Raw genomic sequence first — 24,429 nt, 5'->3', positions numbered from 1 at the left:
TGGGCGTGGCCTCCGGGTCACGCCCACGTTCGGTATGGGAGAGGAAGACGGAATGGCCTTCACGCGAACAGTGCGTGCTCTGGGCGCCACAACATTGACGGGTGCGCTGATCCTGGCGGCGGCTCCTGCTGCTTCCGCCGACCAGACCAGACGTGACCAATGGGCGCTTCAAGCACTGCAGGCCGAGTCCGCATGGAAACTCTCCAAAGGTAAGGGCGTCACCGTCGCGGTCATTGATGACGGCGTCAATGCTGAGCATCAGGACCTTAGTGGAAACGTGCTCAAAGGTAAGGACTTTTGGGATAGCGACAACGATCCGTCACCTGTATCTGGGGATGACCATGGCACAGCCATGGCATCCCTGATTGCCGCGCACGGGCACGGAGCGGGAGCCTCCGACGGCGTCATTGGACTTGCTCCAGAGGCCAAGATCCTTCCCATTCGATGGGATATGGAAGGTGAAGCTGGCCTCTCGGATGAAATTCGCTATGCAGTGGACCATGGCGCTTCCGTCATAAATATCTCCGTATCCAATCATCAGGACCTTCCTGAAGATCGCGAGGCGGTAGCCTACGCACTCAAGCGCAACGTCTTGATTGTGGTGGCGGCCGGAAACGAAGGTGTGAACAGCATCGACTTTCCGGCGAAGTATCCGGGTGTCCTGACGGTCGGGGGAGTTGATGACAACGGGGTCGTCTGGTCAAAGTCGAACTCCGGTCCGGAAGTTCTGCTCACTGCTCCCGCCACACGTATCGTGAGTGCAAGTTCCCCCGGTAATGAGTTGCGCATGGGATCTGGCACTTCGGACTCGGCCGCCTTGGTGTCCGCGGCTGCAGCACTGGTTCGCTCAAAGTTCCCCAACCTAACGGCAGGTCAGGTCGCTAACCGCCTTGTGAAGACGGCGGCGCTGCCTGACTCCGCTCAGGGGCTCTCTCTCCCCGACGAGAAGTATGGCTACGGGACCATTCGCCCGCTCGCCGCCCTGACGCAGGACATCCCTGCTGGCTCCGAGTCCGGACCACTCAAGACGCCAGTGTCCGCAGTGAAGAGCCCTTCCGCTGCTCCGAGCACCGGCAAGTCCGACGCCGACTACGCCGCAGAAAACGAAAAGGCAGATCAGAAGCAAATGCTGTTCTTCGTCGTCCTCGGTGTCATCGCCCTGGCCGTGATCGGCCTGATCGTGCTCCTGATCGTGAAGCGGTCCCGGCGTAACAAGAACAACAACGGTGGGCCCGGCGGCCCTGCCGGCTACCCGCAGTACGGCCAGCAGCCTTTCCCGCCCCAGCAGAACCCGTACCAGCAGCAGGGTGCTCCGCAGCAGCCGAACCCCTACCAGCAGCAGTCCACTCCGCCGCACGGGCAGTGGCCGCCCCAGCAGTAGCAGCGGATACGACGCAGCGCGGATCTTGATATGCAGGTTGTGTGGGCGCAAAGACAATTGTTTGTCTTTGCGCCCACAGTCGCGTTTGGCACGGAACGGGAAGACGGATGGCTCTCACTCGCGCAATGCGCACGGCTGGCTGCAGCATATTGGCCGGTGCTCTTGTTCTTGTCTCTGCTCCGCTTTCGGCGGCAGATCAGATCAGAGAAGACCAATGGGCGCTGGAAGCACTCAACGCCGAAGCTGTGTGGTAGATCTCCCAGGGGAATGGCGTAACAGTTGCTGTCATTGATGATGGCGTAAACGCCAACCACATCGACCTTCAGGTCAACGTCCTCGAAGGCAAAGACTTCATGGATGGGGGTAGTGCGACCCCAGATGCCGGTGACGACCACGGAACCGCTATGGCGTCAATCATCGCGGCGCACGGCCATGGCAGTAACGATGGTGTGATCGGCTTGGCGCCGAAGGCAAAAATCTTGCCGATCCGGGATTTTGGTACCCACGGGCCAGGATATCCCGCCTCCATTCCGTACGCAGTCGACCGCGGCGCCTCGGTGATCAGCGTCTCAATGTGCTTCGATTCCACGGACCCTCACCAGATAGAAGAGGCTAATGAGGCTGTAGCTTATGCTTTGAGCCGTGACGTTTTGGTCGTTGGTGCAGCGGGAAATGAAGCCGATAAAGGCGGTAAGTGCTATCCGGCCGCTTCGCCAGGCGCCTTGGGCGTAGGCGCCGTAAAGAATGACGGCTTCATCTGGGAGGGCTCGAACCCGGGTGGCTTTGTGTCATTGACAGCTCCCGGTACGCGCATCATCTCCGCAAAGGGCACCGGTAACGGATATCGTTCTGGGACCGGTACGTCTGACTCGACTGCTTATGTTGCGGCAGCGGCTGCCCTTCTCCGGTCAAAGTTTCCTGACTTGACAGCAGGCCAGATCGCAAACCGCCTCGTGAAGACCGCGGCGCTCCCCGGCGCCGAGAAGGGACTGTCCCTCCCGGACAAGAGGTACGGCTACGGCATCATCCAGCCGCTCGCAGCGCTGAAAGAGGACATCCCGGCCGGCTCGAAGCACGGTCCGCTCACCGTTCCGGAGTCTCTCCAGGAAAAGTCGGCCGCTCCTGCGATCGGCATGTCCGATGAGGAACAGGCAAGGGCTGATCGAAAGGCAATCATTGCCTGGACTGTCATCGGTGTCGGAAGTCTGGCCGTCATCGGCCTGACTGTGCTCTTGATCGTCAAACGGTCCAGGCGAAACAGGAACCAGAACGGTGCTCCTGAGGGTCCCGTCGCCTACCCACACGCTCAGCAGCCCTTCCCGCCCCAGCACAACCCGTACCAGCAGCAGGTTGCGCCGCATGGGAACCCGTACCAGCAGCCGTCCACCCCGCCTCACGGCCAGTGGCCGCCTCAGCAGTAGTGGCCTGACAAGACTCAGACCCCAGCGGGCGTGATGCGACCAGGAATCACGCGCGCTGGGCATAGCGGGAGCACCAGGTGGCTCCAGTCCTGCTGACGGAGGAATCACAATCCCGGTGCGCGTCTGGCAACCTACGGTTCACCGGTTCCTGCGGCGCCGCAGGACCCGTTTCGCCCGGCACTCGCACAATCAGCGGCTCGACGGCGTCCACCCGCGCTGCGGGCCCGCCATTGAATCCCAGCACCATGACGAATCCGCCCGTGACGGACCGTTCACCCCGGACACTGCGGACTGCCCGCCCCACACCCCGCGCAATTTGACCTGATCCCCGGGGTGAAGCGTGACCGCCGCAGTCCTCCTCTCGATCGGGACGGCAACGATGTCCGGGGCCTTCAACTCGGCCCACACCGTCTTCCCCATGCCGCCCTCGCGTGCCTGGACACCCCAGCGGTAGGTCAGCGCGTCCACAAGCAGTAAACCGTGTCCGCCGGCGTCGTCCTTGCTGGGACTCCGTACGTCTGGCCGGCCCTCCCCGGCTTCGTTCACTTCCAGCCGTGACAGCTCGTCCTCCACGGAGTGAGTGATGCGGATGCCCACTTGGCGTTCACCTGGGGCGCGTGCCCGCAGTTGGTTGGTGACCAGTTCCTACAGCACCAATTCGCCGGATCGATGACGTCTTGATCGATTCCCCAGGCGTGGAGCACTGCGGTGACCAGGGCTCGCGCACTGGGAACGCTGCCGCGACGGCGGGATAGCGAAAATCGGCCCGTAGTACGGACCATGAAGAACGTACGCCAGAGCACGCCGGATCTGTCAGGCGCGAGGTGGCGCAGCAGTACGCACAGCGGCGGCAACAATGAGTGCGTCGAGGTGGGCGACGATCTGTCTCACATAATCCCGGTACGGGACAGCAAGTGCCCCGCTGGCCCCGCGCTCAAGTTCGGTCCTCAGGCGTGGGACGCCTTTCTTCACCTCCTGCAATGACCAGCAATGTGCGTAGCGCACGGGAGATTTGTAGCCTGCCGCGGTGCACGCAAAGAAGAACTTCCCGTTGCTGAGCTACCTACGGCAGTCTGGGTCACCCTCCTGCTCGGATCCACCAGGATCCGTCGGCGCGAACACCAAACATCGCAAGCCCGCCACTGCAGGAAAACACCCTGCGCGCCGCCTGGACTTTGACCGGCGACCGTGTCTTGCAGAAAGCAGCTACACCAGCCCTTCTGGCTGGCGGAGTTGATCACCTGACCGAAACGCTCCCCTGGCTCCACTGTCGATGATCTATTTGGCGTCTCTTCCGATATTCTCGACCTGTTATGCGGCTCTGTAGGAGTCGCGCCAACGGGGACGCAAAGGGGAATCCGTGTCAAGCGGTACAGATGTTGAGAATCCGGAGTCGTTGAGGAAAGCCGGGAATGGGGCGGCGGAGATCGCGGGTGAGACCAAGACCGCCGGCAACCATCCGGTCGACGAGACGCGCGCGGCAGCCAGGGACTTCAGTGCCGATTGGAGCGGCGGGGCGGGCGCCGCGCTCAACCGCCTCGCCGCGGTGTGGTCTCTTCAAGTGGAGGGCTTGGTCGGCCGGTGCCGAGACCTCAGCACCCAGTTCGGCGCGACCCGAAACAATTTCGTCGAGGTCGAGGCGGTCAACACCCAGACCATGAAGTCCGTCCAGCCTTCGCCCTTCGGCTGACGAGCCGAAACTCCAGTCAACCGTCACACGATCGTCTCACGGGGAGAAGTCCGGCCGATGCCGACGTACGAGCAGCTCTACCATCTCAACCTTGACAACCTCAAAACGGCTGCCGACCGGTGGACGGAGACCTCCACCAAGTTCAAGGGTCTGCACACTGCCTTCGGAGATCGGGTCGAGCGCCCGTACAAGGACGCGGGCTGGCGGCAGCCGGTCCTGACCGCCGCCTATGCGGGGACCAAGACCGCCGAGGCGAAGCAGGAGTTCGAGGACGCCCGGATCGAGGCCAACGGCATCGCCAAAATCCTCGGCGACTTGCACACCAAGCTCAAGGGCTACCAGGCGGATCTCCGTCACTGCGCAGACGTGAAGGCCAAGAACAAGGGTCTGCACGTCAGCGCCAAAGGTGAGGTAACAGCGCGCGACGATTTGTCGGACGACCCGATGCGCCACCACGACCCCGACTACCAGGGCCTCATCCGTCAGCAGCACGCCGACATCGACGCCATCGTCTCCGAGCTGGAAGGCATCCTGCAGAAGGCGGCGGAGGCCGACGAAGAGGCCTGCTACGCGCTGAACAAGAACCTCGGCGGCGACAACGCGAACTTCAACGACAAGGTCTACACCTCGCTGAACGAAGCCGACGCGACCCGGGACTCCACCCGCGCCTTGGAGCTGGCCGGCAAGGGCAAAGACATGTCGGACCGGGAGCTGGCGGAGCTCAACGCGCTCCTCAAGGAGCACAGCAAGGACAAGGACTCCAAGTTCGAGGAGAAGTTCGCCACCGGCCTCGGTCCCAAGGGCACGCTGGCCTTCTGGTCCGAGATGGCTGACCCGTACCCCGTAGCCTATGGCCGCAGCGAGGAGCGGGAGAAGCTCCTCAAGGACCTCCAGAACCAGCTCGGCACTACCCTCGGCACCGCGACTCACTCCGACAGCAAGGCCATGACGGAGTGGAAGCAGGAAATGATCAAGCTCGGACCGCAGCGGCTCGAGATCGACGACGCGGGCAACCCGTACGGCTTCCAGGCGATGAGCAACCTGATGCGCCATGGGGAGTACGACAGGGAATTCCTCCTGGACTACGGCAATGCCCTGGTCGGCCACGAACGGAAGATGGGCGGCGGGGTCGACCTCGACATGGTGTGGACCGGCAACTTCAACACGGGTGACCTCAACTTTGGGGCAGAGAACGACCGTGGCAACGACCCCATGACCGGCTACCTGGAGGCGCTCGGCCACAACCCCGAAGCCTCGGCCGACTTCTTCAAGAAGACGGAGAACTTCGACTACCTCGTCGGCGGATCCGAGGACACCAAGGCCCGTGACTGGCCCGCCGACGCTCTGATGGGAGACGACAGCGGCGAGGTCGCCGGCCATGATTCACTCGGTCATGCCCTCGAGTCGGCCACCATCGGCCGTCCGTACGGATCCGAGGTTCCGCCGCTCCACCGGACTGCCGACGGCGCGGCCGTCATGGATCGTCTCGTCACGACCTACGGGGACCACCCGGAGCTCATGCACGAACGCCCCGGCATCGAGGACAGCCTCAGTAAGGCCGGCGCCGCGTACATCGACGACCTCAACAACGGCGTCTCGGACTTCGGTGATCGCAATGGCGAGGCGCGCGACCCGCTGTACGACACGAACGGGCAGGCGCATGCACCCATTTCCCGAGGTGACGCTCTCGACTTCCTGACGGTCATGGGGCAGAACGAGGACACCCACGCGGCGATGTCCCAGGCACAGCAGGCATACACGCTCGGTGTCCTCGACTCGACGCAGAACACCACGGAAGCCGAGTCCGCCGTGCGCACCGGGGCCCAGGTGCACGGCGTGCTGGACGACTCCCGGATGAAGCAGATCGAGTCGGACTACCGGGAGGACGAGACGAAGCAGAAGGAAGAACTCGGCAAGTCCACCGAATGGATCAAGTGGGGCACGGGGGCCGTCATCGGAGGCGCGGTCGGTATCGCGACCGGAGGCATGGGCGCGGCAATCGCGGTTCCCTTGGCTGCGGAGACCGTGGGCGGAGCGCTGGAAACCTTCGTCGGCCAGCAGATCGACGACACCGCTGAGAAGTTCGAGGCGAACAACGACGACTCCCTCAACCAGGCGCAGGACGAGTACACCAGAACTGGGGAGAGCCGTGCGGCCCTCCCGATCACCGCTTACATCACGGCACACGGGATCGAGGAGTTCTCGACGCCGCATAGGGACCTCACGGCAGCGGCAGCAGCTGGCTACGACCAGGGCAAGAGTTCTCGCACTCCCTACAAGGAGGAGGACTGACAATGACAAAGCGCACGACACTTACCCTCGCCGTAGCGGTCTTGCCGCTCTTGGCCATGGCTACCGTGGGCTGTTCGAGCGATAAGAGTGAAGGGGAGACGACCTCGCTCCCACAGCTCGCCCGGGAAGTCTGTGACTCCTCACTGAGTCCGGCAGCGAGGAAGGATTTCGAGAAACTCTTCGCTGGAAGGAAGGTCGAAGAGGCGTCGTACAGCAGCAACCTGACGAAGGTGGCTGATGAGCTGAAGCAAGCCAAGGGCGACGACGTGGAGGCGTGCGGGGTCGTTCTGTCCGACACGACGGACCGCGGGATGATCATAAGGTTCGGTTGGGCCTACGGCCTCATGAGCCCTTCCGATACCTCCGAAACAGCGTTCTTCTCCGTGGGCGACCAGGCCTACTCCGATGGGCGGATCGCCTACGCGCTCGTCAAGTGCAGCGCCTCCGTCCCGAACCTTGATCCCGAAGAGAAGCATTACCTTCTTGCCCGGCTCAACGGCCCTGACTCGGAGCTCCCTCTCGCTGAACGCCAGAAGCTCCAGATCTCTCTCCTCTACCCGGTGTTGAGGAAGATGGCAGGACTTGTGGGATGCAAGGAAGCTGCTGATCTCACGGCCTCGCCGTCGCTGAGCACCACGAGAGGGCCGGAATGACCTGACGGTCTTCATGGCACGCCTGAGCCTCCATCAGACTCCGAGCGCCGTTCACATCCGTACCAACCCATCACCCCCCCGCCTCAGGGCGTAAAGCACTCCACCACGGCCGTTCTCCAGGCCGCCTACCAGAACTCCGCGAGGCTCAAAGCAAGGCCGACATCGCCACCTACAACAACATCCTGGCCAACGAGGTCGAGCAGGGGTTCCAATCGGCTGAGAGCAACCTGGATGGCTACGGCCAGGACAAGAGGGGCACGGGGCAGGGCTGATCCGGGAAGCCCTTGGGCGGTCCGAGGGTCACACGTGGTGCATGCAGGTTCGGTCAATCGTCACGCAGACAGGGATTGCGGCAGATGAAGTGGGACGCTCGGGCTCTGTTCCGAGGAAAAGGGCGACGTCGGCTGATCGGCTCCTCGGTTGCCCTCGCCGTGCTGGGGGCCGGGTACTACGGATTTCAGGTCCAGTACCCGGCTGCCAAGACCGGACGAGCGTGCAGTGGGATGATTCCCGTCGACTCGGTACTGGACCTGGCGGGGAAGTCGAAACTCTCCCTACTCGGCCTCGGATTCGACGTCTCCAGTCGGCAGTTCGACGTGTCCAGAGATGTGACGGAACCGGCTGGGCTGGCAACGCGATGCGTCGTCGACGGCGTCGAGATCTCCATCGAGACCTCCGCAGGTGCCCTGAACGCGTACGGTGCGTATACCTTTCAGGGCGATCCGGAGTCCTTTCCCGTGCCTATGAACGCAGGTTGGCAGGGTTTGATGGTCACTGAAGACGACCAGGCCACCGCTTCCGTACTTCTCAGTTGCAAGAACTGGACATCGAAAGACGGCGGTGGAGTACTCGTGACTGCCGATTCGCCGTACGACAGCAAGGTCACGGAGGCTGTACGGCTCAAGCTCGCCCGTGTGGCCACCGGAACAGCGCAGCGCGCGGCGGAGAAGACAGGCTGCGTGACGGAACCGGGGAACGCGGGCGAACTGACCGCTCCCGCTGCCGCCGCGAAGACCGTGTCGGCCGACGATGCCACAGGCACCTGCAAGGGGATGACCTCGGTGTCGGAGGTGCGGGAAACTGCCGCGGGAGTGTCACCGGCGGAAGAGTGTCTACTCGTCGGCAGCTTGCAACTCAGAGCTGCATACGGCCCTTTCAGCGACGCGTCCGACGCCGTTGTCAACGGCAAGTACGGCGGCCACGACATCCCCTCAGGAGTCGAGAGGCACACGGCCTGGACCTCGGCCACATGCCAGGGCGCCCTGGGGATCGGCTACTACAACGCGTCACCGGTCGACGGGAACGACCGCAGTTTCACATCGAACCCCCTCACCAAGGACGAACGGGCAAATATACAGCGCTTCGCCGACCAGTCGGCCGCCCGCCACGGATGCGACAGCCCGGCCGAACTGCCCTAGCCTGTCGGGGCCGTAGGGAAGATTCACGGACATGGCTCCAGTGCGCATCTCTGCGGAGCCCGACCGCCTCGCCCGGGCTCCGCAGAGATGCTTGCCGGAGGGCAAGGGGTCAGGCGCCGTGCGTGGGAGCAACACAGAGTGGATCACAATCCAACTCAGCACACAGGCAGCCATCTACCTGGTCTTTCCACCCAGCGCCCAGTGCCTTCACGCCGTACCAGGAGCCGTCCCGGAAGCGCCACCGCAGCGTGGTCTTGCAGAGTGTCGTGGGCGGCGCCTCTTCGGAGTGAAGGGGCGCCACACTCGTCGTCACGCTGCCGCCGTTACCCCCTCACGGCGCGGGGGCGTCGTGCCGGAAGTGGGCCGGAAGGCGGTCGAGGAAGTCCCGGTTCACCGGCGAGAAGTACACCCGGGCCCAGGAGCCGTCCGCGAATCCGATCTCGTAGTTCTTGTTGGATACGTCGTGACGGTTGCGAAGCCACGCGACCTGTTGGATGTCCACGGCCCAACCGGGCTCGGCATGGCCGAGTTCGTCTCTCCGGCGGCCCCGCTGGACGTAGGTGACCCGCAGCTGCCGGTCGGTCAGCAGGAGCACCTGCACCACGCCTGTCGTTTTCGACACGGGATGCAGCGCTGCGGCGAACTGCCCGGCGAGGCTGTTCCAACCGCCTTTGAGGGGCTTGCCCTTCTTGCGCTCCCAGTCGAACAGCGCCTCGAAAAGGGCGCCCAAAAGATCTGTCACCACCAGCAGGAACAAGAGCCGGGTCTTCACCCCTTCCCACCGGTCACCCGGCATCCGCAGACCGTGCAGCACACGTGGCCGACGCCCCCTGCGCGGCTTGGGAACGCGCTGCCCCGGCCACACCGGCTGCCCGGCGACTATCCGCTCCCCGGCCGGCAGAACCCGCGCCGCCCTTTCCTCCGCCTCCTTCAACCGCAACGGACGCAGCGCTGCGCTCCACTTCATCCGAATACCTCCCGGACGGATTTTCCGGCAAACGGCGCTGATTCCGTGAGCCGCTCGCCGAACCGCTGCGGCTCGGGGCGGTTGGCGTACTCCGCTTGTTCCTTGGACTGGGGGGACTGCAACGGGTTGTCGACCGGAGGCACGTCCATCTCATGGCCCGTGACGTCACGCACCACGCCTTCGGCTTTGTCTCCGGCCCGGTTCACCGTATCGGCCACATTCCCTGCGGCGTCCTTGATGGGCTGGGTATCCATCCCGTAGTGCTCGGCGACGCTTGCGGCCGTCGGTGCGGCATCCACGGCCGCTCCCACCAGCTGGGCACCCACAAGGGGCTTCACGACACCCTTGTTGATGGCCTTGCTGAGCAGCTTGCGCTTTCCAGGGCGCAGCATCGTGCCCTTGTCCCGCCACACTGCCCGCAGTTTGGTACGCGCCTTGGCGAGTTTCCGCAGTGCCTGCATGCGCTTGGCGAGATCGGCGAGGGTGTCCGCCAACTTGGCTGTGATGCGTACCGCCTTCATCGCGCGATGGGCGACGCCCGCCGCAGCGATGAGCGGACCGATCGCCGCACCCACGCCCGCGGTCAGCACGGCGACGATGGCCGCCGTCGCCGCGGCGACCAGAAGCGCCTCCACTACTTCGACGATGAGTTCGACCATCGCGTTTTCGGCCATGGTGCATGCCTCGGCTGCCGACTCCAGGAGTTCAGCCACCGTGTCCATGTCGTCGGCCTCGCCGAGCAAGGACTTTTCGAACTCGGACATCGTCCCGCCGAAGGCGGTTGACGCGTCTCCCGCCCACGTCTGCTGAAGGGCCCGGCGCTCCGCGACCAGGTCGTCGACGACCCCTCGCATGTCGCGGGCGGCTGCGCGCCAGTAGCCGGCCACCTCGCGCAGCCGCTCGTTGTCGCCGCTGACCGCCTCCAGCTTTTCTTCGAGGCCGGACTCCTTGATGGCCTGCCGGATGACCTTGTCCACCGTGTCGGCGAGCGGGTTGCTCCAGTCGACGGAGAAACCGATGTGATCAAGGACGCTCACCCGGCACCGCCCCCGAAGCCCTCGAACATCTGGACGTGGTCTTCCTCGGTGGCGTCGTACGCAGCTGCCGTCAGGCGCACACCTGTGGCCAACGCGGCCAGCGACTCCATGACGTCCTTCAGGTCGGCCTCCGCCTCCGTGGACTGGGTGTCATAGTCGGCCTTGAGGCTGTCGGACTCCGAGAGCTTGCCGAACGCACCGGCCGGGAGATCCAGAGGTCTGATGCGGTTGCGAATGGCTTCTACTTGGCCTTCGGCACGCTCTACGGCTCTGGCATACCGCCGCAGCGCATCGCTCTCGACTTCTGTTCCCTGTCCCATGTTCACCCCGTGTGCAGTTGCTACCGTGATCCAATTGCCACCCTACAAGGGCTCAACTCGCTCGGTTACGGCAGTGCGGCGTGCGACGCCCTGGCAACCGTCTTCTCCGAGACGGTGATCGGTGCCGTCGTCTTCGAGGCGGTCTGCATGGTGCTCAACGCCGGCGCACTTGCATTCCACGGGGTCGGCTGGGCGGCCGGTGCCAAGAAGGGCAACTGGCTGGACATCGGCTTGGACATCGCCGGGTTCATCCCGTTCGCCGACGTGGCGCGTGTGGGCAAGGTCGGCTGGGGTGCCTTCAAGGGAAGGTGGAGCACACGCCGCTGGGACGTATCCCGGCCATCGCCGACTCGGTCAAGTCGGTCGTGGACGACGCGGGGAACGTACGGCACTACGTGGACCCCCGCTCCTGGACAGCACGTGGATACGAGGCGGTCACCGGCGCCCACAACCTACCGGTGCGAGGCCCAGCTGACGCCGAAGACCATCGAGAGCAAGAAGTTCTCGCAGACCAAGACCCTCACCATCAAGGTGGAGTGAGCGACTGGCCGGGTGCGCGGGGCAGATCCAAGGGGAGTCGGATCCACTGCGGAATCAGCTGCAGCAACAGTGAAAGCGTGGACCTGTGTTCGGCGACGAGCCGATCGAACGTCGGCGCAGTGGTCATTGCAGTCCCCGCTCCCGATGCCCCTTGATGTCGGGACGGCCGATGTGGCCCGTCGCGCGCTCGGACTCGCCGAGCCACATCTGTGGGACGTGTTGCTGCACCGCCGCGACCAGCTGTTGCCGGCAAGCGGGCGGGAAGGGGAGTCGGTAGCGCAGGCGGGGAAGGCCGGGATGCAACGGCTCCTCGTCGCGGACGAGGCCCCACAGGACCGGGTCGTCCCGGTCGATGGGGCCGGTGGGGAACAGCTCCAGCGAGTAGACCTTCTGGCTTCGGCCGAGCTTGCTCCAGTAGAGGCTGACTCCGGCGAGGGTCTGCCAGGGGATGACGTTGCGAAGCATTCCGTTGTCGACCCACAGACCTGTGTGGTCCAGGAGGATCCTGTTGCGGCGGTTCGCCCAATGGCCGACGAAGAGGAACACGCCGAGCGCTCCGAGCGCCAGCATGAAGACGAGGCCCGCGAACCCTGCGGGTGTGGCCTCTCCTTTCTGGTTCCCGGTAGCAATCACGATAGCGCCGAAGACGCCGATCGCGCCGATCGTGATGAGGAGCACGGAACAGGGGAGCCCGGTCACGGCGCCGCGGCGGCCGGTGCGTATGACCGTGGCGTCCGGTGCGGGGGAGGACGTGTGCGGGGGCAACATGGTGCGTGAGCTTAGCGAAGCCCTTCACGTGGCCAAGGGGCGCTTGCGGCCAAGTGCTCTGACGGCCTTGCCCTGTTCACCGTGCTCCCCGCCTCCGAGCAGGACGACCGGCGCAAGACCACTGCGAGCGATCCGGGCCTGGCTTGCGAACGCGCTGTTCTCAAGGCTTTCGCCGAGCGCTCGGCGAAAGACCGCGGCTGTTCCGCTCCGTGAAGCCTTGACGACGTCTCCGGGTGGGCTGTGGTTCGGCAGAAGCTGCGGTGCGTCGTGCGGAGTGTCGGTGACGATGCCCGGCTTGTGGGATCAAGCAGTAGGCATTCTTGCGCTGCCCCACCCCTGGACTGTCCTGGCCGAACGACGACTCGGGTTAAGGCTCGGTAAGAACACGGGAGCGAGCGTGATCTTGATGCGTTGGAAGGCCTAGCATGACAAGCCGTTTTCGGCCTGAGTGCCGACGCGCAACATCACCGGGGGAGTACATCGACAGTGGCCGGCTACCACAAGGTCGAGCTCGAGTCGCTCGCGCAGCTGATCACGCAGCTCGGCGAGTGCGCCGACAACATGCGTTCGGCGATGCAGCAGCTGAAGGACATCGGTCCCAAGGGCTCAGGCTATGCAGAGTTGGAGGAGGCCTGTGACGACTTTCAGGACAAGTGGGGTTACGGGATCGGGCTGATCGCCGATGCCACGGGCGGTATCACCAAGGGGCTCTCGGAGTCTCGTAAGGTCTACGAGGCGCTGGAGGACCAGATCGCCGAGTCGTTCCGGGTGTCCGGCAAGGACGGCGGTGAGTGATGCCCGCCCTTGAGCCCGATTCGGTGGCAGAACCCACGAACAAGGCCACCGTCGAGGCCAACGCCGACATTGCGGGACCGAATCCGAGGATGCCCGGGCGGCGTTCCGTTTCCAGGTTCAGCCGGAGTTCCATCCGATTCCCCTGAGCACGGACGACGGCGAGCGCGAGGCTCGTCACAGAAGATGTGCAGTACGCGTCCGAGAAGGTTCACGAGTCGATCGACGAGGTGCGTGAAACCGCCGGTAGGGTCGTCGACCGCGCCGCCGGGCTCAATCCCTTTGGATGAACAGGAAAAAAATCAGGCAGGCCTGATCGGATGAATTCCCTCGATGTTGACCCCTTGATGGGTTCCCGACCCACGAAGTCCGTCGTGACGTCGCGCATTCGGTATGTGTTGCAGTGGTTGTGGTTCCCTGTGCTGGGAGCGCTGTGGCTTGTGCCGTACCTCCTCCTGTTGTTCCTGTACTTCGCGGTGTTCTTCCCTTTCGCTTTCCTTTGGGACATCGATGCGCCGGCTCCACCCGGCAGCGGCCGGAGGTTCCGATGGAGGCGTCGTATGTGGCTGAACCGAAAGCGTCTGCGCCGGGAATGCTCCCACGACGCGCTGTGGGTCGAGGACCAACTGCGGGCGGTGTTCGACGGCAGAGCGCCCGTGCTCGAAGGACGGCAGAGCAGTGGGACGTTGTGGCGTCACAGGGACGGCCGCATCGAGATCGACGACAGCTACTTCCGGCAGTTCGGTGCGAGGCGGGCACTGCAGATCGCGCAGGAGCACGGCTGGATGGCTGACCAACGCGATGGCACACGGGACCTCCCCGTGTGGCTGGTGCTGCGCCGCTCGGCAGAACCGCAGAAGGGCTGACTTGATCTTTGCCCCGCGCGTTGAGGCCGTGGCGTAGTCGACTTCTTCTGCGAGCTGGGCCGGGCCGCTCGGCCAATCCGCCGCCCCCGACTACGGCGAGGGCGCGCTCAGTGCGCCAAGGCCGGGAGCGTGAAGGGCCTGTCCGTCACCGTCGAGACCACGGTCGACAAGACGCTGGACAACCCGGCGAACAGGCCGGAGTTCGCGAGGATCGCCACTTTCACCGCGGCGAAGGTGTCCAAGGCCCGGCACTGTGGCGCCGAACTCGGAAAGCCCGTACGCAGTCTCGGCCTGCCGGTGAGCAAGGACGCGTACGAGCCGCTCGATACGGCAGACGGGACGTGCTCCGGCATTCCCACCGCACAGAGCGTGTCCATCGCCGCCGAAACGGACCGCGGGGGCGCCCCGTACGAGATCGGCAGGCTGGCAGACGCGGACCTCAATGCCGCTTACGTACTCGGAGCCGAGTGCGGTCCTTACGCGCAAGAGGCGTTCGTCGACTACCTGGAGTACGGGGCGGAGGACACACCGTCGCTCGACGGGCCCGCACACCAGCGGGACGCCGACGGCGGCGTCAGTTGGACGACGGCCAAGTGCTCCGACGGCCCGGCCCTGTTCACTCTGCAGTCCGCTGCCCGGCGGGACGACAACTGCAAGAACACCGTGGGCAATCCGGGATCTGCTTACGAACGTGCCGCACTCATGGAAGAACTGGAGGGGTTTGTTCGGCAAATGCGCTGGCGTGGAATCCAGTTGTGGGCAGTCGGCCCGGCGGGGGATTAGCAGTTGCCCGCCGGCCCGCGGGTCCTCGGGGTTACCTCATGCGGCACGGCTATGCATAGGGCCGCACTATGCTCACCTGCGGCGAGATCATCAGCGTACGCCCCACATCCGGCGCGAACGGCTTCGGCCGAGTCGCGACCAGGGCGTTCGGCCGTTCGCGGCGGCGGACGGTTTCCCTCAGGTGCACCCGTGGCCCCGGCCACCGTGCGGTACAGGCAGAGAAGGCGGTCCGGAGCATGGCATTCCTTGGCGGGAGCGACAGTCTGGAGCTCTTCCTCTCGCGTTGTCAGGTCATGAGCGTCGCGTCGGTGCCGGCCTGTCTGAGTGTCATGGTCTTCCTCGTCAAGGAAGAGGGCTGGCACCACAGCCTTCTCCTGTGTTTCCTCATGCCGTTGATCGCCGCTTACCTGGGCGTCCGGGGCAAGCGGGAGATCCGTGCGGGGATGGCGGCGACGGGGCTTGTCCTGGCAGTCGCCACACTGCCGTTGGCGTTCGCACTGTCATCCCTCGAGGGCGCCTGACTCGATCAGCCATTAGTCGATCTTGAAATCGCAGAGCGCGTGCGCTCGAATGTTTCATGATCGTTCGCTCACTCAATGTGACGATTCAGTCGTCACAAAATCTCCAAGACTCGACGATAGTCTGTGCCCGCGTCATCGCCACGGGGGTGCTCTATCGCCCCCTGCGTCGCAACTGATCGCTTCGCGCAACCAACAAGGGGGTCCTCAGTGGCTGGGGAATTCAAGGTCGATCTTGACCATTTGAAGTCGTTTGGTGACACATTGAAGCGGTCGGTTGAGGAACTGGAGGGGGCGCGCAAAGCGCTCGCGGATGTCAGGGCCGACCAGATCGGAACGCCTCGGCTGGACGAGGCCTGTGACACGTTCCAGGACAGGTGGGCGTACGGGACCGACCAGCTCAAGGACCTGATCAAGGCGGTCGGCGAGGGCGTCGAGACGACCATGCTGAGCTACAAGAAGTTCGAAGAGGAACTGTCGAAGGCCCTGAAGCAGATGGGCGACACGGCGGCCGCGAACGCAGGGGGGACCCGCTGATGGCTGCCAACCCGTATCCGAACCTCGGCTGGAATCCCGTTCCCGGCGTGCCGGAAGCGGTATCGACGCTGCAGAAGAAGGTGAAGTCCGCAGCGGAGACGCTGGAGAACTGCCACCGCCAGATCGAGAGACTGCTCGCGGCCAGCTCCTCCTGGGAGGGCGACGCGGCGAACGCTTTCCGTGACTCCCTCGACGGCGACCTCAAGGAGTACATGAGGAACGCCGGGCAGTCCCTGGGGAAGGCAGCCGGCTGGCTGGGCACATGGGACGGAGACCTCGCATCCCACCGGGACCTGGCGAAGAAGTACGACGACGCCGCGGCTGAGAAGAAGACCGCCCGCGAGTCGGCCCAGCAGCGTCATGACGAGGCCAGCAAGCACCCGGACCTCAAGCTCGCGGGGAAGGAGTACCCCTCCCAGGCGGAGGCCGATGCCGCTACGGCCCGGCTGCGTGCCGCCGAGAGCGCGCTGAACGAAGCCACCACCCAGCTCAACAACGCCACCACCGCGTACAACGACGTCATCAAGAAGGCGCAAGAGCTGGAGGACGACCACACCAAGCGGGCCGAGTTCATCGCCGGCAAGCTCGACGAGGCCGACGACAAGCTGGCTCCGAAGGAGCCGGGGTGGCTCAGCAAGACCGTTTCGGCCATCGGTGAGGGCATCGCCTGGGTCGGCAAGCAGATCTACGAGCACGCTGGAACCATCGGCGCGATCGCCGGTCTCCTCGCCCTCCTCCCGACGCCTGCCGCGCCGATCTTCGCGGCGATCGCCGTGGGCGCCAGCGCACTCGCCATGACCAAGAACCTCTCGAGCGAGGACTTCAGGGATTCCCTGATGGGCAAGTACGGGTGGAAGGAAGGGGCGTTCGCCTGGGGCGCGATGGTCGGTGACACCCTCGGAATGGTGCCCGGCGTCGGAGCGCTGGCCAGGGCAGGGAGTGAGGCGGGGCTCGCGGCGGCGGTCGCCCGGGAGGGCGGAGAGGCCCTGTCGCTCGGGTCAAAGATGGCCAACTTCGGTAGCGAAATCGTGCCCGCCTTCAAGCTCAAGGCTCTCGAGGCCGCGACGGATCCGGCGGTCGGAGCGCTCCAGTACTCCATCCAAGGCGCGAACGTACTCGCGAACGCGGCTTCGTCGCTGGAGACCGCCGGCGTCTTTCCGAAGAACGGCTACGGGCATGATGCCTCCGAGGTGACGAAGATCGGCGCTGCCTCGACCGGGTTGAAGAGCGGCGCCATCGGAATTCTGACGGACATGGGCGAAATGATGAGGGGCATCCGACTGTGAACAGCTTCCTTGACATCGCGCCGCCCGAGCCGAAGCCGGAGTACTGGTACGGACTCCCGTACGGCTACCTCAAGTTGGACCTCCAGCCGACGGCTGAGGGACTCCTGGAGATGGCCCGGCAGATCAACGAACTTCCTGCCGAGGCCCGTGACCGCGCCGATCAGGTGTTCCGCCTCTACGCCGTCGTCGTGAGCATGCTGCAGAGCCAGCAGGTCCAGGGCTGCGCACTCGGAATGCACCCCGACGACAACGGCGACCCCCTGATGTCCGTCCTGACCGTCTCCACGCTCGCGACGCCGAAGGGGAACGCCAAGGCCGCGCTCACCCAGATGTTGGCGGCCGGCGCCGGGACCGGCGTGGACAACGGCGTCGTTCCGGTGGAACTGCCGGTCGGGACGGGTTTCCTCATCGAGTCGGAACGGCGCACCGTGTCTCCGGGCGCTGCGCCCGAGGGGCAGGACGAGCCCTTGGAAGACACGGTCTGGCAGGGCACGGTGGTCATTCCGGACACGCGCTCCTCGTCGGTCATCACCGTGCAGATGGTGACTCCGTCCGTGCAGCTGGCCGACGACTACCGTGGAGTGCTGCTGGGCGTCGCCCGTACGGTGACTTTCACCGACCCGGCGGCTCCGGCCGCGGCGAACGGCGCGTCCGGACCGTTCGGAGCTCCTGGGGCCGGGCCCGATACGAGGAATCCCTTCGGATGAAAAGGAACCCCTTCGGATGAGCACGGGCGAGACGGGAGGTTCCGCTGTGTCAGATGCGTCAGAGACGGCGCAGGCGCCTTATGCGACGGACGGCACGGACTTCAAGGGCGCACTGAGGTATTACTACCGCTCCGCGCTGGCGCGGTTCGCCAGACTCGGTCTGCCCAGTGCGGTGTTGTTTGTCCAGATGTTCTTGTGGCCGATGGACGTCCGCGGGTACCTGTTGCCGTTGGCCATCGCGGGAATGTTCGGATTCCTGTTCGCCTTCTTCCTTCTCTACGGCCGTCTGTTCCTGACCTGGCGGTGCGCACGGGCCCTCCGTACGTACCCTCTGGAATTCCGCTCGCCCGTCGAGAAGGTCAAGCTGGAGAGGCCTCTGCGGCTCCACCTGCGGTTCGGCGACAAGGCCGGTACTGGTCAGCCGGTGACCCTGCTGGCCAAGGATCCCCTGGGGCGCTCCCGATGGCCGGACGGCATCGCCAACGGCGTGTGGTTCGCCGGGGACGATCCGTTCGGCGGCGCGGCCATCGTGCCGGGCAGTGGTGAGCTGCTCTTCATGCAGCCCACCGAGTGGGCGTTGTCGGCGAAGGAGCGCGACAGCGCCGGGGAAGTCCGCATCGGGCAGGCGAAGCGGGCCGGGATCAAGAGGCCTGTGCGTTACCGGTAGTCAGAAGGTTGTTTCCTGCCGGTAGGAGGCTGTCGTCTCCTACCGGCAGTTCGCTGAGCCCAGGCCCGAGCCGGCCGCGCGCTCGCGCTACACGCTGGTCTTCCGCGGGAGTAGCCCGGGCTCAGCGACGGGGCTCGACCTCCATGAGGTCGGTGCCGCCGGGGAGAGCGAGGACACCGTGGCCCTCGACATCGCCCGCGTACCAGGCGCCGTACTCCATGGCTTCCGGCCAGCGGCGACTATGGACGGCACCGCGGGCCGACATGAAGTTGTCCGACTGCGCGGGCCCCGCCGCCGCGTTCAGCTGGAGCTGGATGGGCACGCCGTTCGGATCCTTGAGGGCGGGGTGCCTGCGAGCCCCGGGAATCGGTCGCCACGGGTGTGCCTCGAGGAGGCGCCGGACTCGCTGGAGGGAGCGCAGGGCGCTGACGTAGAGGTAGAGGAAAACGATGTAGACAAAGAGCAGCAGACTCAGGACCAGGCCGAGGATGCCGCCGTCCTTCTTCTCGGCGCCGGGCAGAGCGACGATGCCGAACCCCTGCAGCACGCTGAGCGTGACGAACGACGCCACGCAGAGGAAGGTCACGAGCGACAGGCGTGTGCGGATCGTGCCCCTTGCCTTGGCCCAGGCCGTGCGAGTCCCTGGGTGGTCGAAGGCGGCGTTGTCCATGGGGACTTGCGTATCCCGTCCCCGCACAGATGGTTCTCGCATATCGTCCTCCTTTCCCTTTCGCGGCTCCGGGAACGAAACGGGACTGTGCATCACCGGGCCCGGCTACCGGAGCCGCCGTTCAGGTTGGCGAGGGCTTCCACCAGCGTTCCCCAGCCGGCGACAGGGAAGTAGACGCTCACCCAAGATCCGTCATCGAAACCGATCTCATGAGTGCCGTGTCGCGCGCCATTGCGCTTACGGATCCACGCCACACGTGACCGAGGAACACCCCACCCGTATTGGATACCTGGCCCCACCTCCCGTCCGTCCGGAGACATCTGGACGTGGACCAGGTGCAGGCCGCGGTCCCCCAGCAGGAGAACCGACACGGCATCGCATTCCTCACGGGGTTGCAGAGCGCTTGCCATTTGCCCCGCAGCGCTGCCCCAATCCCCGAACAGCGCCTGCTCTTTGTACTTGCGCCGGTTGTCGAAGGCGTCCACTGCCGCGTTCACCGGATTCATGCGGTCAAGGAACTGCTCGGTCCTGGCCGCACGCGTCAGCCAGCGATCACTGGTCGACCTGGCCTCCGAGAACAGGTCCCGCCGCATGCGATTCGGAGGTGTCGGCACGCCTTCGCCGATCGCCACGACGTGGGAATCGGTCAGTCGCTCACCTGCGGGGAGGGCCGCCCTGGCCCGGATGCGCGCCTCACGAGCGATGGCGTGATGGGCGTGATGGGCGTGATGGTCGGGAACTGCGGCACCTGAGATCCAGTCTTTGAAGCCCGACCAGGAACGCAGCTCCGAGAATCTCACCCGAACACGTCTCTCACTGTCTTGCCGTCAGCCGTCTCAGCGGATCGTAGCCGACAGTCGGAGAGCGCCAGGAGAAGGTGGTGGGCAGGGGCCGTCAGGGACAGGTGGTTGACGCTCTACCTCAATCGTGTGCAGATGCGTGACTCCATCGCACGAGGTGAGGGCGTTGGCACGAGCGAAGAATGCGGTCCTGGGGCGTAGGGCGTGTGGATGTGCCATGACCACTTCACCTCACGTGGGAACCCGGCGTTTAGGCTTTGCACATTGCAAGATCGAACTCGTGGGGAAGCAGGATGAGCCAGGGTGCGGGGTACGACGTCGAGAGCGCGGCGCTGCGGCGTTTCGCCAAGTCATTGGACAGTGCCGGCGACCGAGTGGCGGTGATCCGGCGCCGTACGTCCGGGTTGGACCTGAGTAGTGGTGTCTTCGGAAAGCTGGCGGAGTCCGACGGCCTCAAGGCGGACTACGACACGCAGTCGACGCAGGCCGGAGAGGACCTGCGCGACGTGACGGAGACGCTTCAGCTGATCGCTGACGGCCTGCGGCTGAGCGCTGATGCCTACGATGCCAACGAGGAGGACCAGGCGCGTGCGTTCGGCGGTGACACCGCGTGAGTGACGCACTGGACAGGGTCGGCTTCTCCGTCGACTGGAGCAACCCCCTGGCCGGGGCCCTCGACGGGACGATCCGGGCGGCCATCAAGGAGCTCGGGCTCGACGACTACCTGGAGAAGGTCAGCGGGGACAACGAACGGCTGCTCGCGGTCGCGCAGGAGTGGCGCGCTGCCGCCCGTGACATGCAGGGCGTGGTCGAGGATCTGCGGGCGGAGCGCCGGACACTCGAGGCGTCCTGGACGGGTGAAGCGGCCAAGGCGTTCAGCGGCCAGATGGCCGAGTTCGAGCAGGGTCTGCTCGACGAGGCCGAGGACATGATCACGATCGCCGAACTCCTGGAGATGGCGGCCGAGGCGTGTGCCGTCGCCGAGGAGGCGATGGTCGAGTTGATCGTTGAGATCGTCGAGGCACTCTTGGTCGCCGCCGCCACGGCCGCCATCGTGGCGCTGCTCACCGCAGGGGTGGGAGCGGCGATCGGACCACTCATCGCCGCCGCGGGCACGGCGCACCGGATGCTGAAGGCCGTACGTATCACCGCGAAACTGGCCGACCGGCTCAAGGACTTGGCCGACCGACTGCGGGCGCTGCAGAAGCTGCGGCGGCTCCGTACCAAGGCCAGGGCGGCGTGGAGACACAAGCCGACCCGCAAGAAGATCAAGACAGCCGTCAAGTACCCGGTCAAGAAGGCACTCGGCGCTCAGATGGTGGGAGCCGCGATCGATGCGGCGCCCACGGCGGGCAGTGTGCTGGAGCACGAAACCGGGTGGGATGTCGACGGGGCGGTCGCGGGATGGGCGGACGGCGCCGAACGGACCCTTCACCGGACCACCGGCCTGGACGAGGTGCGGATCGGTGACCGTACGTGGGATGTGGCGCACCAGGACGCAGCCACGCCGAAGCCCACTGCGGAGCAGGCCGAGTACCAGAACCGGCCGGAACCGCAGAGCTTCAAGGAGCGGTCGGCCCTATCGGTGAGGGAAGTTTTCGGATGAGCCTGCCTGTGGATTTCCGCCGTGTGCCCTACAAAGAGGTCAGGGCTCGGGCTGCAGAGGCGTTGCAGGGTGATGAGCGGCTGCTCGGCAGTGAAGTGACCCTGCCGGGCCACGGACTGCCGAAGCCACGGCGGAGTCGACGGCCCCGGGTGCTGCGCGGTCTTCGGATGCCCGGGGACAGGCTGGCGGGCGTCTCCCGGGTTTTCTGGCGGCTGGTGACCCTGCCTGAGATCGGCGGCTTCGACTGGCTCTTCGAGCGGCGGCGCAGGCACGGCAAGCCGTTGGAGGGCGGCTGGAACAGCCTCGGCGGGCAGCTGGCCGCCGCGCTCCGGCCGGTGTCGAAAACGACGGGTGCACTGCCGGTCCTCCAGCTGACGGATCGTCGGTTGGGGATCGCATATGTGCAGCGAGCGCGTCGCAGGACTGCCGGGCAGCTGGGCGTGGTCGAGCAAGGGTGGAGCACAGAGGCGCATCACGTGGCTTGGATCCGGCACCGTACGGATGTGGACGCGGACACCTACGAGATCGGTTTCAATGACGGCTCTTGGGTGAGGGTGTGCCTGCCCAGCCAGGGAGCCGTGAACTTCTTCACGGCGTTCCCGGAGCACCTTCGGCGGGACACCATGCCCATGGCGTCGTAGGGCTTGGGGATTTGCACTCGGACAGCCGGCCGTCACACCTGGAAGTTCAAGGTGTCCCGGAATTGCCGGACATTGGGTGCCTGGCTTCGGAGGAGAGGTACTGGTCGGACGAGTGACATTCCCGGCGGCGGGCGATCTGGGAAGTCCGGAGTTCCTCGAGACCTACGGCCTACTCACCGTGAGTTGGACCTCGCGGAACTGGAAGTACGAGCTCAGCACATTGGCCGAGAGGACACTCGAGTGCACACACGCCACGTCCAGGGCCGTGAGTGTCCTCTCCCGACGCCTGCCTCCGCAGCCCTCGCCTCCTCCTGGCGCCGCCGGTCCCTGCTGGTGCCCGTCCTGGTCGTCGCCTCGGCGGGGCTGCCGGCGGCCCACTTCTCCTTCGGTGGCGACACCTTCCAGAACTGCCGGTATCTGGGCCCGTCCATGCGGATGTACGTCACCGCCTGGGCCGCCCCGGTCTGCGGCCTGGCCGCCCTGCTGCTCCTGCTGTCCCTGCGCCGCGGGGCGCGCCGGCGGGGGCACCGGCCGGGGGCGGTGTGGCAGGGGCGCGTGGCCGCGGCGGCTGTGTGCGTCGTACCCGTACTGCTGCTGGCGCAGTTCCTGGCGCTGTACTGGGTGTACGAGGAGGACCCATCGGGTGGGCAGGACTGCTCGGGGCTGATGCTGGTCCATGACCGAGCCGTCGGCCGGGTCGCGGCGGCGGTGGCGGCCGCCGTATCTGCCTGATCGGCGAACGTGAAAGCTCCTGTCGGCCGGCGGAACGGATGCGCCTCCGGCCGACAGGAGCTTCTCATTGAGCGGCAGTCTGCGCACTCAGCGCGGGTAGGCCCCCTGCGGCGGCATCATGCCGCCCGGTCCGCCCGGTCCGCCCGGTCCGCCCGCTCCGCCCGGTCCCATCGGCGCCGACGTCGGCGCTCTGCGGCGCCCGGACCGTATCAGGAGCACACCCCCGATCAGCATCACCAGCCCCACGCCGCCAGCGACCGCGCCGGTCATCCACAGCTCCTGTTCCAGCTCGGGGTGCGTGCTCTTCGGCGTGCCGTCCGGCGTCGCCAGGTACTCCTTGCCCTTGTACGCCACCGGCGCCGTCTCGTCCTCGGGCGGCGAGGAGGAGGCCTGCACGGCCGCGGCCGCGTTGATCGGGCCGTAGCCGAGCAGGGCGCTGCCGCCGCCGGCGGGCCGGTTGGTGGTGGCGATCAGGACGTCGTTCACCTGAGCGGGGGTCAGCTTCGGGTTCTTCGCCTTCATGAGCGCCACGACGCCGGCGGCCAGCGCGCAGGCCGGCGAGGTGCCGTTGACCGGCTTGTAGCCGCCGGTGTTCGTCGCACTGGTGATGGCGACGCCCGGCGCGGCGACGTCGTTGTAGGTGTGCACCGTGGAGAAGTCGGCGCGGGTGCCGTTCTGCTGGATGGCGGCCACCGCGATCACTCCCGCGTAACCGGCCGGGTACGAAACGCTGTTGAGCCCGTCACCCGAGTTGCCGGCCGAGGCGAGCACGGGCACGCCTGCGACCAGGGCGTAGTCCACGGCCGCGGACTCCTCGGCGGAGTACGTGTTGAACCAGTCGCTGCTGCCGAGCGACATGGAGATCACGTCGGCCCCGTGGTCGACCGCGTAACGGATGCCTTCCTCGATGGGGCTCTTGCCCTGGTTCCGAAGGTCCTCCAGGTCCTTGACGTCGGGCGTGTCGTTCTTCTCGTCGTCGATCACGCGCACAGAGAGGATCTTGGCCTTCGGGGCCACCTTGAGGACGTCCGAGGCCATGGCGGTGCCGTGCTGCCCCCACTTCCGGTCCCCCGGCTCCAGCCCGTCCTCGAGGAAGTCGGGGCCGGTGGTCACCTTGCCCTTGAGGGCGGGATGGTTCTCCATCACACCCGAGTCGAGAACGGCGACGGTCATTCCCTCGCCCTGGCTCTGCTGCTGCGCCGCGGACAGGCCGAGCGCCTGCCCTTCCCAGCCGACCGGCGTGGCCGCCTGCGCGGGCGTGGTGGCCAGCGTGCCCAGCAGGCCGGCGAGGGCTACCACGGTGCAGGTCGCGCGTATGGTCTGAAACTTCACCGCGG

28 protein-coding genes are annotated in these 24,429 nt (G+C 65.7%); 20 read left to right on the top strand and 8 right to left on the bottom strand.

Annotation, left to right across the window (positions count from 1 at the left end; translation table 11 throughout):
- Window positions 1-52 precede the first annotated feature (52 nt).
- On the top strand, window positions 53-1,381 hold the full coding sequence (mycP, locus tag ABD932_RS30790; RefSeq protein ID WP_345017635.1) for a type VII secretion-associated serine protease mycosin: 1,329 nt from the start codon (window positions 53-55) through the stop codon (window positions 1,379-1,381).
- Window positions 1,382-1,635: 254 nt separating this feature from the next.
- Window positions 1,636-2,802, top strand: a complete 1,167-nt coding sequence (locus tag ABD932_RS30785; protein ID WP_345018078.1) for a S8 family serine peptidase — start codon at window positions 1,636-1,638, stop codon at window positions 2,800-2,802.
- A 189-nt stretch (window positions 2,803-2,991) separates the two neighbouring features.
- On the opposite strand, the gene ABD932_RS30780 is transcribed toward ABD932_RS30785, so the two are convergent.
- A complete protein-coding gene (locus ABD932_RS30780; RefSeq protein WP_345017633.1) occupies window positions 2,992-3,399 on the bottom strand; it encodes an ATP-binding protein in 408 nt (135 codons plus the stop codon).
- Window positions 3,400-3,582: 183 nt separating this feature from the next.
- Here ABD932_RS30780 and ABD932_RS30775 point away from each other — a divergent pair, with 183 nt between their 5' ends.
- The 5 genes from ABD932_RS30775 to ABD932_RS30755 all read left to right on the top strand — a co-directional run bounded on the left by ABD932_RS30775 (window position 3,583) and on the right by ABD932_RS30755 (window position 8,855).
- Window positions 3,583-3,786: a DUF397 domain-containing protein gene (locus tag ABD932_RS30775; RefSeq protein WP_345017631.1), complete on the top strand. Its 204-nt coding sequence runs from the start codon at window positions 3,583-3,585 to the stop codon at window positions 3,784-3,786.
- A gap of 376 nt (window positions 3,787-4,162) precedes the next feature.
- Window positions 4,163-4,492 carry a hypothetical protein gene (locus ABD932_RS30770; protein WP_345017629.1) on the top strand — a complete coding sequence of 110 codons (330 nt, stop codon included), beginning with the start codon at window positions 4,163-4,165 and terminating at the stop codon, window positions 4,490-4,492.
- A 57-nt stretch (window positions 4,493-4,549) separates the two neighbouring features.
- Window positions 4,550-6,784: a hypothetical protein gene (locus ABD932_RS30765; RefSeq protein WP_345017627.1), complete on the top strand. Its 2,235-nt coding sequence runs from the start codon at window positions 4,550-4,552 to the stop codon at window positions 6,782-6,784.
- A 2-nt stretch (window positions 6,785-6,786) separates the two neighbouring features.
- The gene (locus ABD932_RS30760; protein ID WP_345017625.1) at window positions 6,787-7,437 is read left to right on the top strand and encodes a hypothetical protein; all 651 of its coding nucleotides are present in this window, start codon (window positions 6,787-6,789) and stop codon (window positions 7,435-7,437) included.
- Window positions 7,438-7,793: 356 nt separating this feature from the next.
- Window positions 7,794-8,855: a hypothetical protein gene (locus ABD932_RS30755; protein ID WP_345017623.1), complete on the top strand. Its 1,062-nt coding sequence runs from the start codon at window positions 7,794-7,796 to the stop codon at window positions 8,853-8,855.
- Window positions 8,856-9,186: 331 nt separating this feature from the next.
- On the opposite strand, the gene ABD932_RS30750 is transcribed toward ABD932_RS30755, so the two are convergent.
- From ABD932_RS30750 to ABD932_RS30740, 3 genes are read right to left on the bottom strand one after another with little or no spacing between them, the layout of a single operon-like run.
- Complete coding sequence (locus ABD932_RS30750; RefSeq protein ID WP_345017621.1) at window positions 9,187-9,822, bottom strand: hypothetical protein; 636 nt, start codon at window positions 9,820-9,822, stop codon at window positions 9,187-9,189.
- Complete coding sequence (locus tag ABD932_RS30745; RefSeq protein ID WP_345017619.1) at window positions 9,819-10,859, bottom strand: WXG100 family type VII secretion target; 1,041 nt, start codon at window positions 10,857-10,859, stop codon at window positions 9,819-9,821. Before ABD932_RS30745 ends, ABD932_RS30750 begins: the two co-directional genes overlap by 4 nt.
- Window positions 10,856-11,179 (bottom strand): hypothetical protein, encoded by a 324-nt coding sequence (locus ABD932_RS30740; RefSeq protein WP_345017617.1) that lies wholly within the window; start codon window positions 11,177-11,179, stop codon window positions 10,856-10,858. Before ABD932_RS30740 ends, ABD932_RS30745 begins: the two co-directional genes overlap by 4 nt.
- Before the next feature lie 9 nt (window positions 11,180-11,188).
- On the opposite strand from ABD932_RS30740, the gene ABD932_RS30735 reads away from it, so the two are divergent.
- Complete coding sequence (locus tag ABD932_RS30735; RefSeq protein ID WP_345017615.1) at window positions 11,189-11,719, top strand: hypothetical protein; 531 nt, start codon at window positions 11,189-11,191, stop codon at window positions 11,717-11,719.
- Between the two features lie 123 nt (window positions 11,720-11,842).
- On the opposite strand, the gene ABD932_RS30730 is transcribed toward ABD932_RS30735, so the two are convergent.
- Window positions 11,843-12,487 (bottom strand): hypothetical protein, encoded by a 645-nt coding sequence (locus ABD932_RS30730; protein WP_345017613.1) that lies wholly within the window; start codon window positions 12,485-12,487, stop codon window positions 11,843-11,845.
- A gap of 486 nt (window positions 12,488-12,973) precedes the next feature.
- Between ABD932_RS30730 and ABD932_RS30725 the strand changes: the two genes are divergently transcribed.
- The 8 genes from ABD932_RS30725 to ABD932_RS30690 all read left to right on the top strand — a co-directional run bounded on the left by ABD932_RS30725 (window position 12,974) and on the right by ABD932_RS30690 (window position 18,643).
- The gene (locus tag ABD932_RS30725) at window positions 12,974-13,282 is read left to right on the top strand and encodes a hypothetical protein (RefSeq protein WP_345017611.1); all 309 of its coding nucleotides are present in this window, start codon (window positions 12,974-12,976) and stop codon (window positions 13,280-13,282) included.
- Between the two features lie 557 nt (window positions 13,283-13,839).
- Complete coding sequence (locus tag ABD932_RS30720) at window positions 13,840-14,145, top strand: hypothetical protein (RefSeq protein WP_345017609.1); 306 nt, start codon at window positions 13,840-13,842, stop codon at window positions 14,143-14,145.
- Between the two features lie 129 nt (window positions 14,146-14,274).
- Window positions 14,275-14,928, top strand: coding sequence for a hypothetical protein (locus tag ABD932_RS30715; protein ID WP_345017607.1), 654 nt, complete (start codon window positions 14,275-14,277; stop codon window positions 14,926-14,928).
- Between the two features lie 293 nt (window positions 14,929-15,221).
- Window positions 15,222-15,449, top strand: a complete 228-nt coding sequence (locus ABD932_RS30710; RefSeq protein WP_345017605.1) for a hypothetical protein — start codon at window positions 15,222-15,224, stop codon at window positions 15,447-15,449.
- A 207-nt stretch (window positions 15,450-15,656) separates the two neighbouring features.
- Window positions 15,657-15,983: a hypothetical protein gene (locus tag ABD932_RS30705; protein WP_345017603.1), complete on the top strand. Its 327-nt coding sequence runs from the start codon at window positions 15,657-15,659 to the stop codon at window positions 15,981-15,983.
- On the top strand, window positions 15,983-17,269 hold the full coding sequence (locus ABD932_RS30700) for a putative T7SS-secreted protein (protein WP_345017601.1): 1,287 nt from the start codon (window positions 15,983-15,985) through the stop codon (window positions 17,267-17,269). Before ABD932_RS30705 ends, ABD932_RS30700 begins: the two co-directional genes overlap by 1 nt.
- Window positions 17,266-17,976, top strand: coding sequence for a hypothetical protein (locus ABD932_RS30695; protein ID WP_345017599.1), 711 nt, complete (start codon window positions 17,266-17,268; stop codon window positions 17,974-17,976). The genes ABD932_RS30700 and ABD932_RS30695 overlap by 4 nt, the downstream gene beginning before the upstream one ends.
- A 46-nt stretch (window positions 17,977-18,022) precedes the next feature.
- The gene (locus ABD932_RS30690; protein WP_345017597.1) at window positions 18,023-18,643 is read left to right on the top strand and encodes a hypothetical protein; all 621 of its coding nucleotides are present in this window, start codon (window positions 18,023-18,025) and stop codon (window positions 18,641-18,643) included.
- Window positions 18,644-18,764: 121 nt separating this feature from the next.
- On the opposite strand, the gene ABD932_RS30685 is transcribed toward ABD932_RS30690, so the two are convergent.
- Both ABD932_RS30685 and ABD932_RS30680 read right to left on the bottom strand, forming a co-directional pair.
- Window positions 18,765-19,313 (bottom strand): hypothetical protein, encoded by a 549-nt coding sequence (locus ABD932_RS30685; protein ID WP_345017595.1) that lies wholly within the window; start codon window positions 19,311-19,313, stop codon window positions 18,765-18,767.
- Window positions 19,314-19,405: 92 nt separating this feature from the next.
- Entirely contained in the window at window positions 19,406-20,113 is a 708-nt protein-coding gene (locus ABD932_RS30680) for a hypothetical protein (protein ID WP_345017593.1), read from the bottom strand.
- 293 nt (window positions 20,114-20,406) lie between these two features.
- On the opposite strand from ABD932_RS30680, the gene ABD932_RS30675 reads away from it, so the two are divergent.
- From ABD932_RS30675 to ABD932_RS30660, 4 genes are all read left to right on the top strand, one after another.
- Window positions 20,407-20,727 (top strand): type VII secretion target, encoded by a 321-nt coding sequence (locus ABD932_RS30675; protein ID WP_345017591.1) that lies wholly within the window; start codon window positions 20,407-20,409, stop codon window positions 20,725-20,727.
- Window positions 20,724-21,719, top strand: coding sequence for a WXG100 family type VII secretion target (locus ABD932_RS30670; protein WP_345017589.1), 996 nt, complete (start codon window positions 20,724-20,726; stop codon window positions 21,717-21,719). Before ABD932_RS30675 ends, ABD932_RS30670 begins: the two co-directional genes overlap by 4 nt.
- A gap of 167 nt (window positions 21,720-21,886) precedes the next feature.
- Window positions 21,887-22,360 carry a hypothetical protein gene (locus tag ABD932_RS30665; RefSeq protein ID WP_345017587.1) on the top strand — a complete coding sequence of 158 codons (474 nt, stop codon included), beginning with the start codon at window positions 21,887-21,889 and terminating at the stop codon, window positions 22,358-22,360.
- 240 nt (window positions 22,361-22,600) lie between these two features.
- Window positions 22,601-23,092, top strand: coding sequence for a hypothetical protein (locus ABD932_RS30660; RefSeq protein ID WP_345017585.1), 492 nt, complete (start codon window positions 22,601-22,603; stop codon window positions 23,090-23,092).
- A gap of 87 nt (window positions 23,093-23,179) precedes the next feature.
- Here ABD932_RS30660 and ABD932_RS30655 read toward each other — a convergent pair whose 3' ends face one another.
- The gene (locus tag ABD932_RS30655; protein WP_345017583.1) at window positions 23,180-24,424 is read right to left on the bottom strand and encodes a S8 family peptidase; all 1,245 of its coding nucleotides are present in this window, start codon (window positions 24,422-24,424) and stop codon (window positions 23,180-23,182) included.
- Window positions 24,425-24,429 lie beyond the last annotated feature (5 nt).

The sequence above is a fragment of the Streptomyces shaanxiensis genome, from assembly GCF_039537145.1.
In the GTDB taxonomy this organism is placed as follows: domain Bacteria; phylum Actinomycetota; class Actinomycetes; order Streptomycetales; family Streptomycetaceae; genus Streptomyces; species Streptomyces shaanxiensis.
This window is presented reverse-complemented; position numbering and strand designations above follow the sequence as displayed.

What these genes read in the sequence shown, in the direction of transcription:
- mycP (WP_345017635.1), top strand. Translation starts at nt 53, where the DNA reads ATGGCCTTCACGCGAACAGTGCGTGCTCTGGGCGCCACAACATTGACG.
- ABD932_RS30775 (WP_345017631.1), top strand. Translation starts at nt 3,583, where the DNA reads ATGAAGAACGTACGCCAGAGCACGCCGGATCTGTCAGGCGCGAGGTGG.
- ABD932_RS30765 (WP_345017627.1), top strand. Translation starts at nt 4,550, where the DNA reads ATGCCGACGTACGAGCAGCTCTACCATCTCAACCTTGACAACCTCAAA.
- ABD932_RS30760 (WP_345017625.1), top strand. Translation starts at nt 6,787, where the DNA reads ATGACAAAGCGCACGACACTTACCCTCGCCGTAGCGGTCTTGCCGCTC.
- ABD932_RS30755 (WP_345017623.1), top strand. Translation starts at nt 7,794, where the DNA reads ATGAAGTGGGACGCTCGGGCTCTGTTCCGAGGAAAAGGGCGACGTCGG.
- ABD932_RS30750 (WP_345017621.1), bottom strand. Translation starts at nt 9,822, where the DNA reads ATGAAGTGGAGCGCAGCGCTGCGTCCGTTGCGGTTGAAGGAGGCGGAG.
- ABD932_RS30740 (WP_345017617.1), bottom strand. Translation starts at nt 11,179, where the DNA reads ATGGGACAGGGAACAGAAGTCGAGAGCGATGCGCTGCGGCGGTATGCC.
- ABD932_RS30730 (WP_345017613.1), bottom strand. Translation starts at nt 12,487, where the DNA reads ATGTTGCCCCCGCACACGTCCTCCCCCGCACCGGACGCCACGGTCATA.
- ABD932_RS30720 (WP_345017609.1), top strand. Translation starts at nt 13,840, where the DNA reads ATGTGGCTGAACCGAAAGCGTCTGCGCCGGGAATGCTCCCACGACGCG.
- ABD932_RS30710 (WP_345017605.1), top strand. Translation starts at nt 15,222, where the DNA reads ATGAGCGTCGCGTCGGTGCCGGCCTGTCTGAGTGTCATGGTCTTCCTC.
- ABD932_RS30700 (WP_345017601.1), top strand. Translation starts at nt 15,983, where the DNA reads ATGGCTGCCAACCCGTATCCGAACCTCGGCTGGAATCCCGTTCCCGGC.
- ABD932_RS30685 (WP_345017595.1), bottom strand. Translation starts at nt 19,313, where the DNA reads ATGGACAACGCCGCCTTCGACCACCCAGGGACTCGCACGGCCTGGGCC.
- ABD932_RS30675 (WP_345017591.1), top strand. Translation starts at nt 20,407, where the DNA reads ATGAGCCAGGGTGCGGGGTACGACGTCGAGAGCGCGGCGCTGCGGCGT.
- ABD932_RS30665 (WP_345017587.1), top strand. Translation starts at nt 21,887, where the DNA reads ATGCCCGGGGACAGGCTGGCGGGCGTCTCCCGGGTTTTCTGGCGGCTG.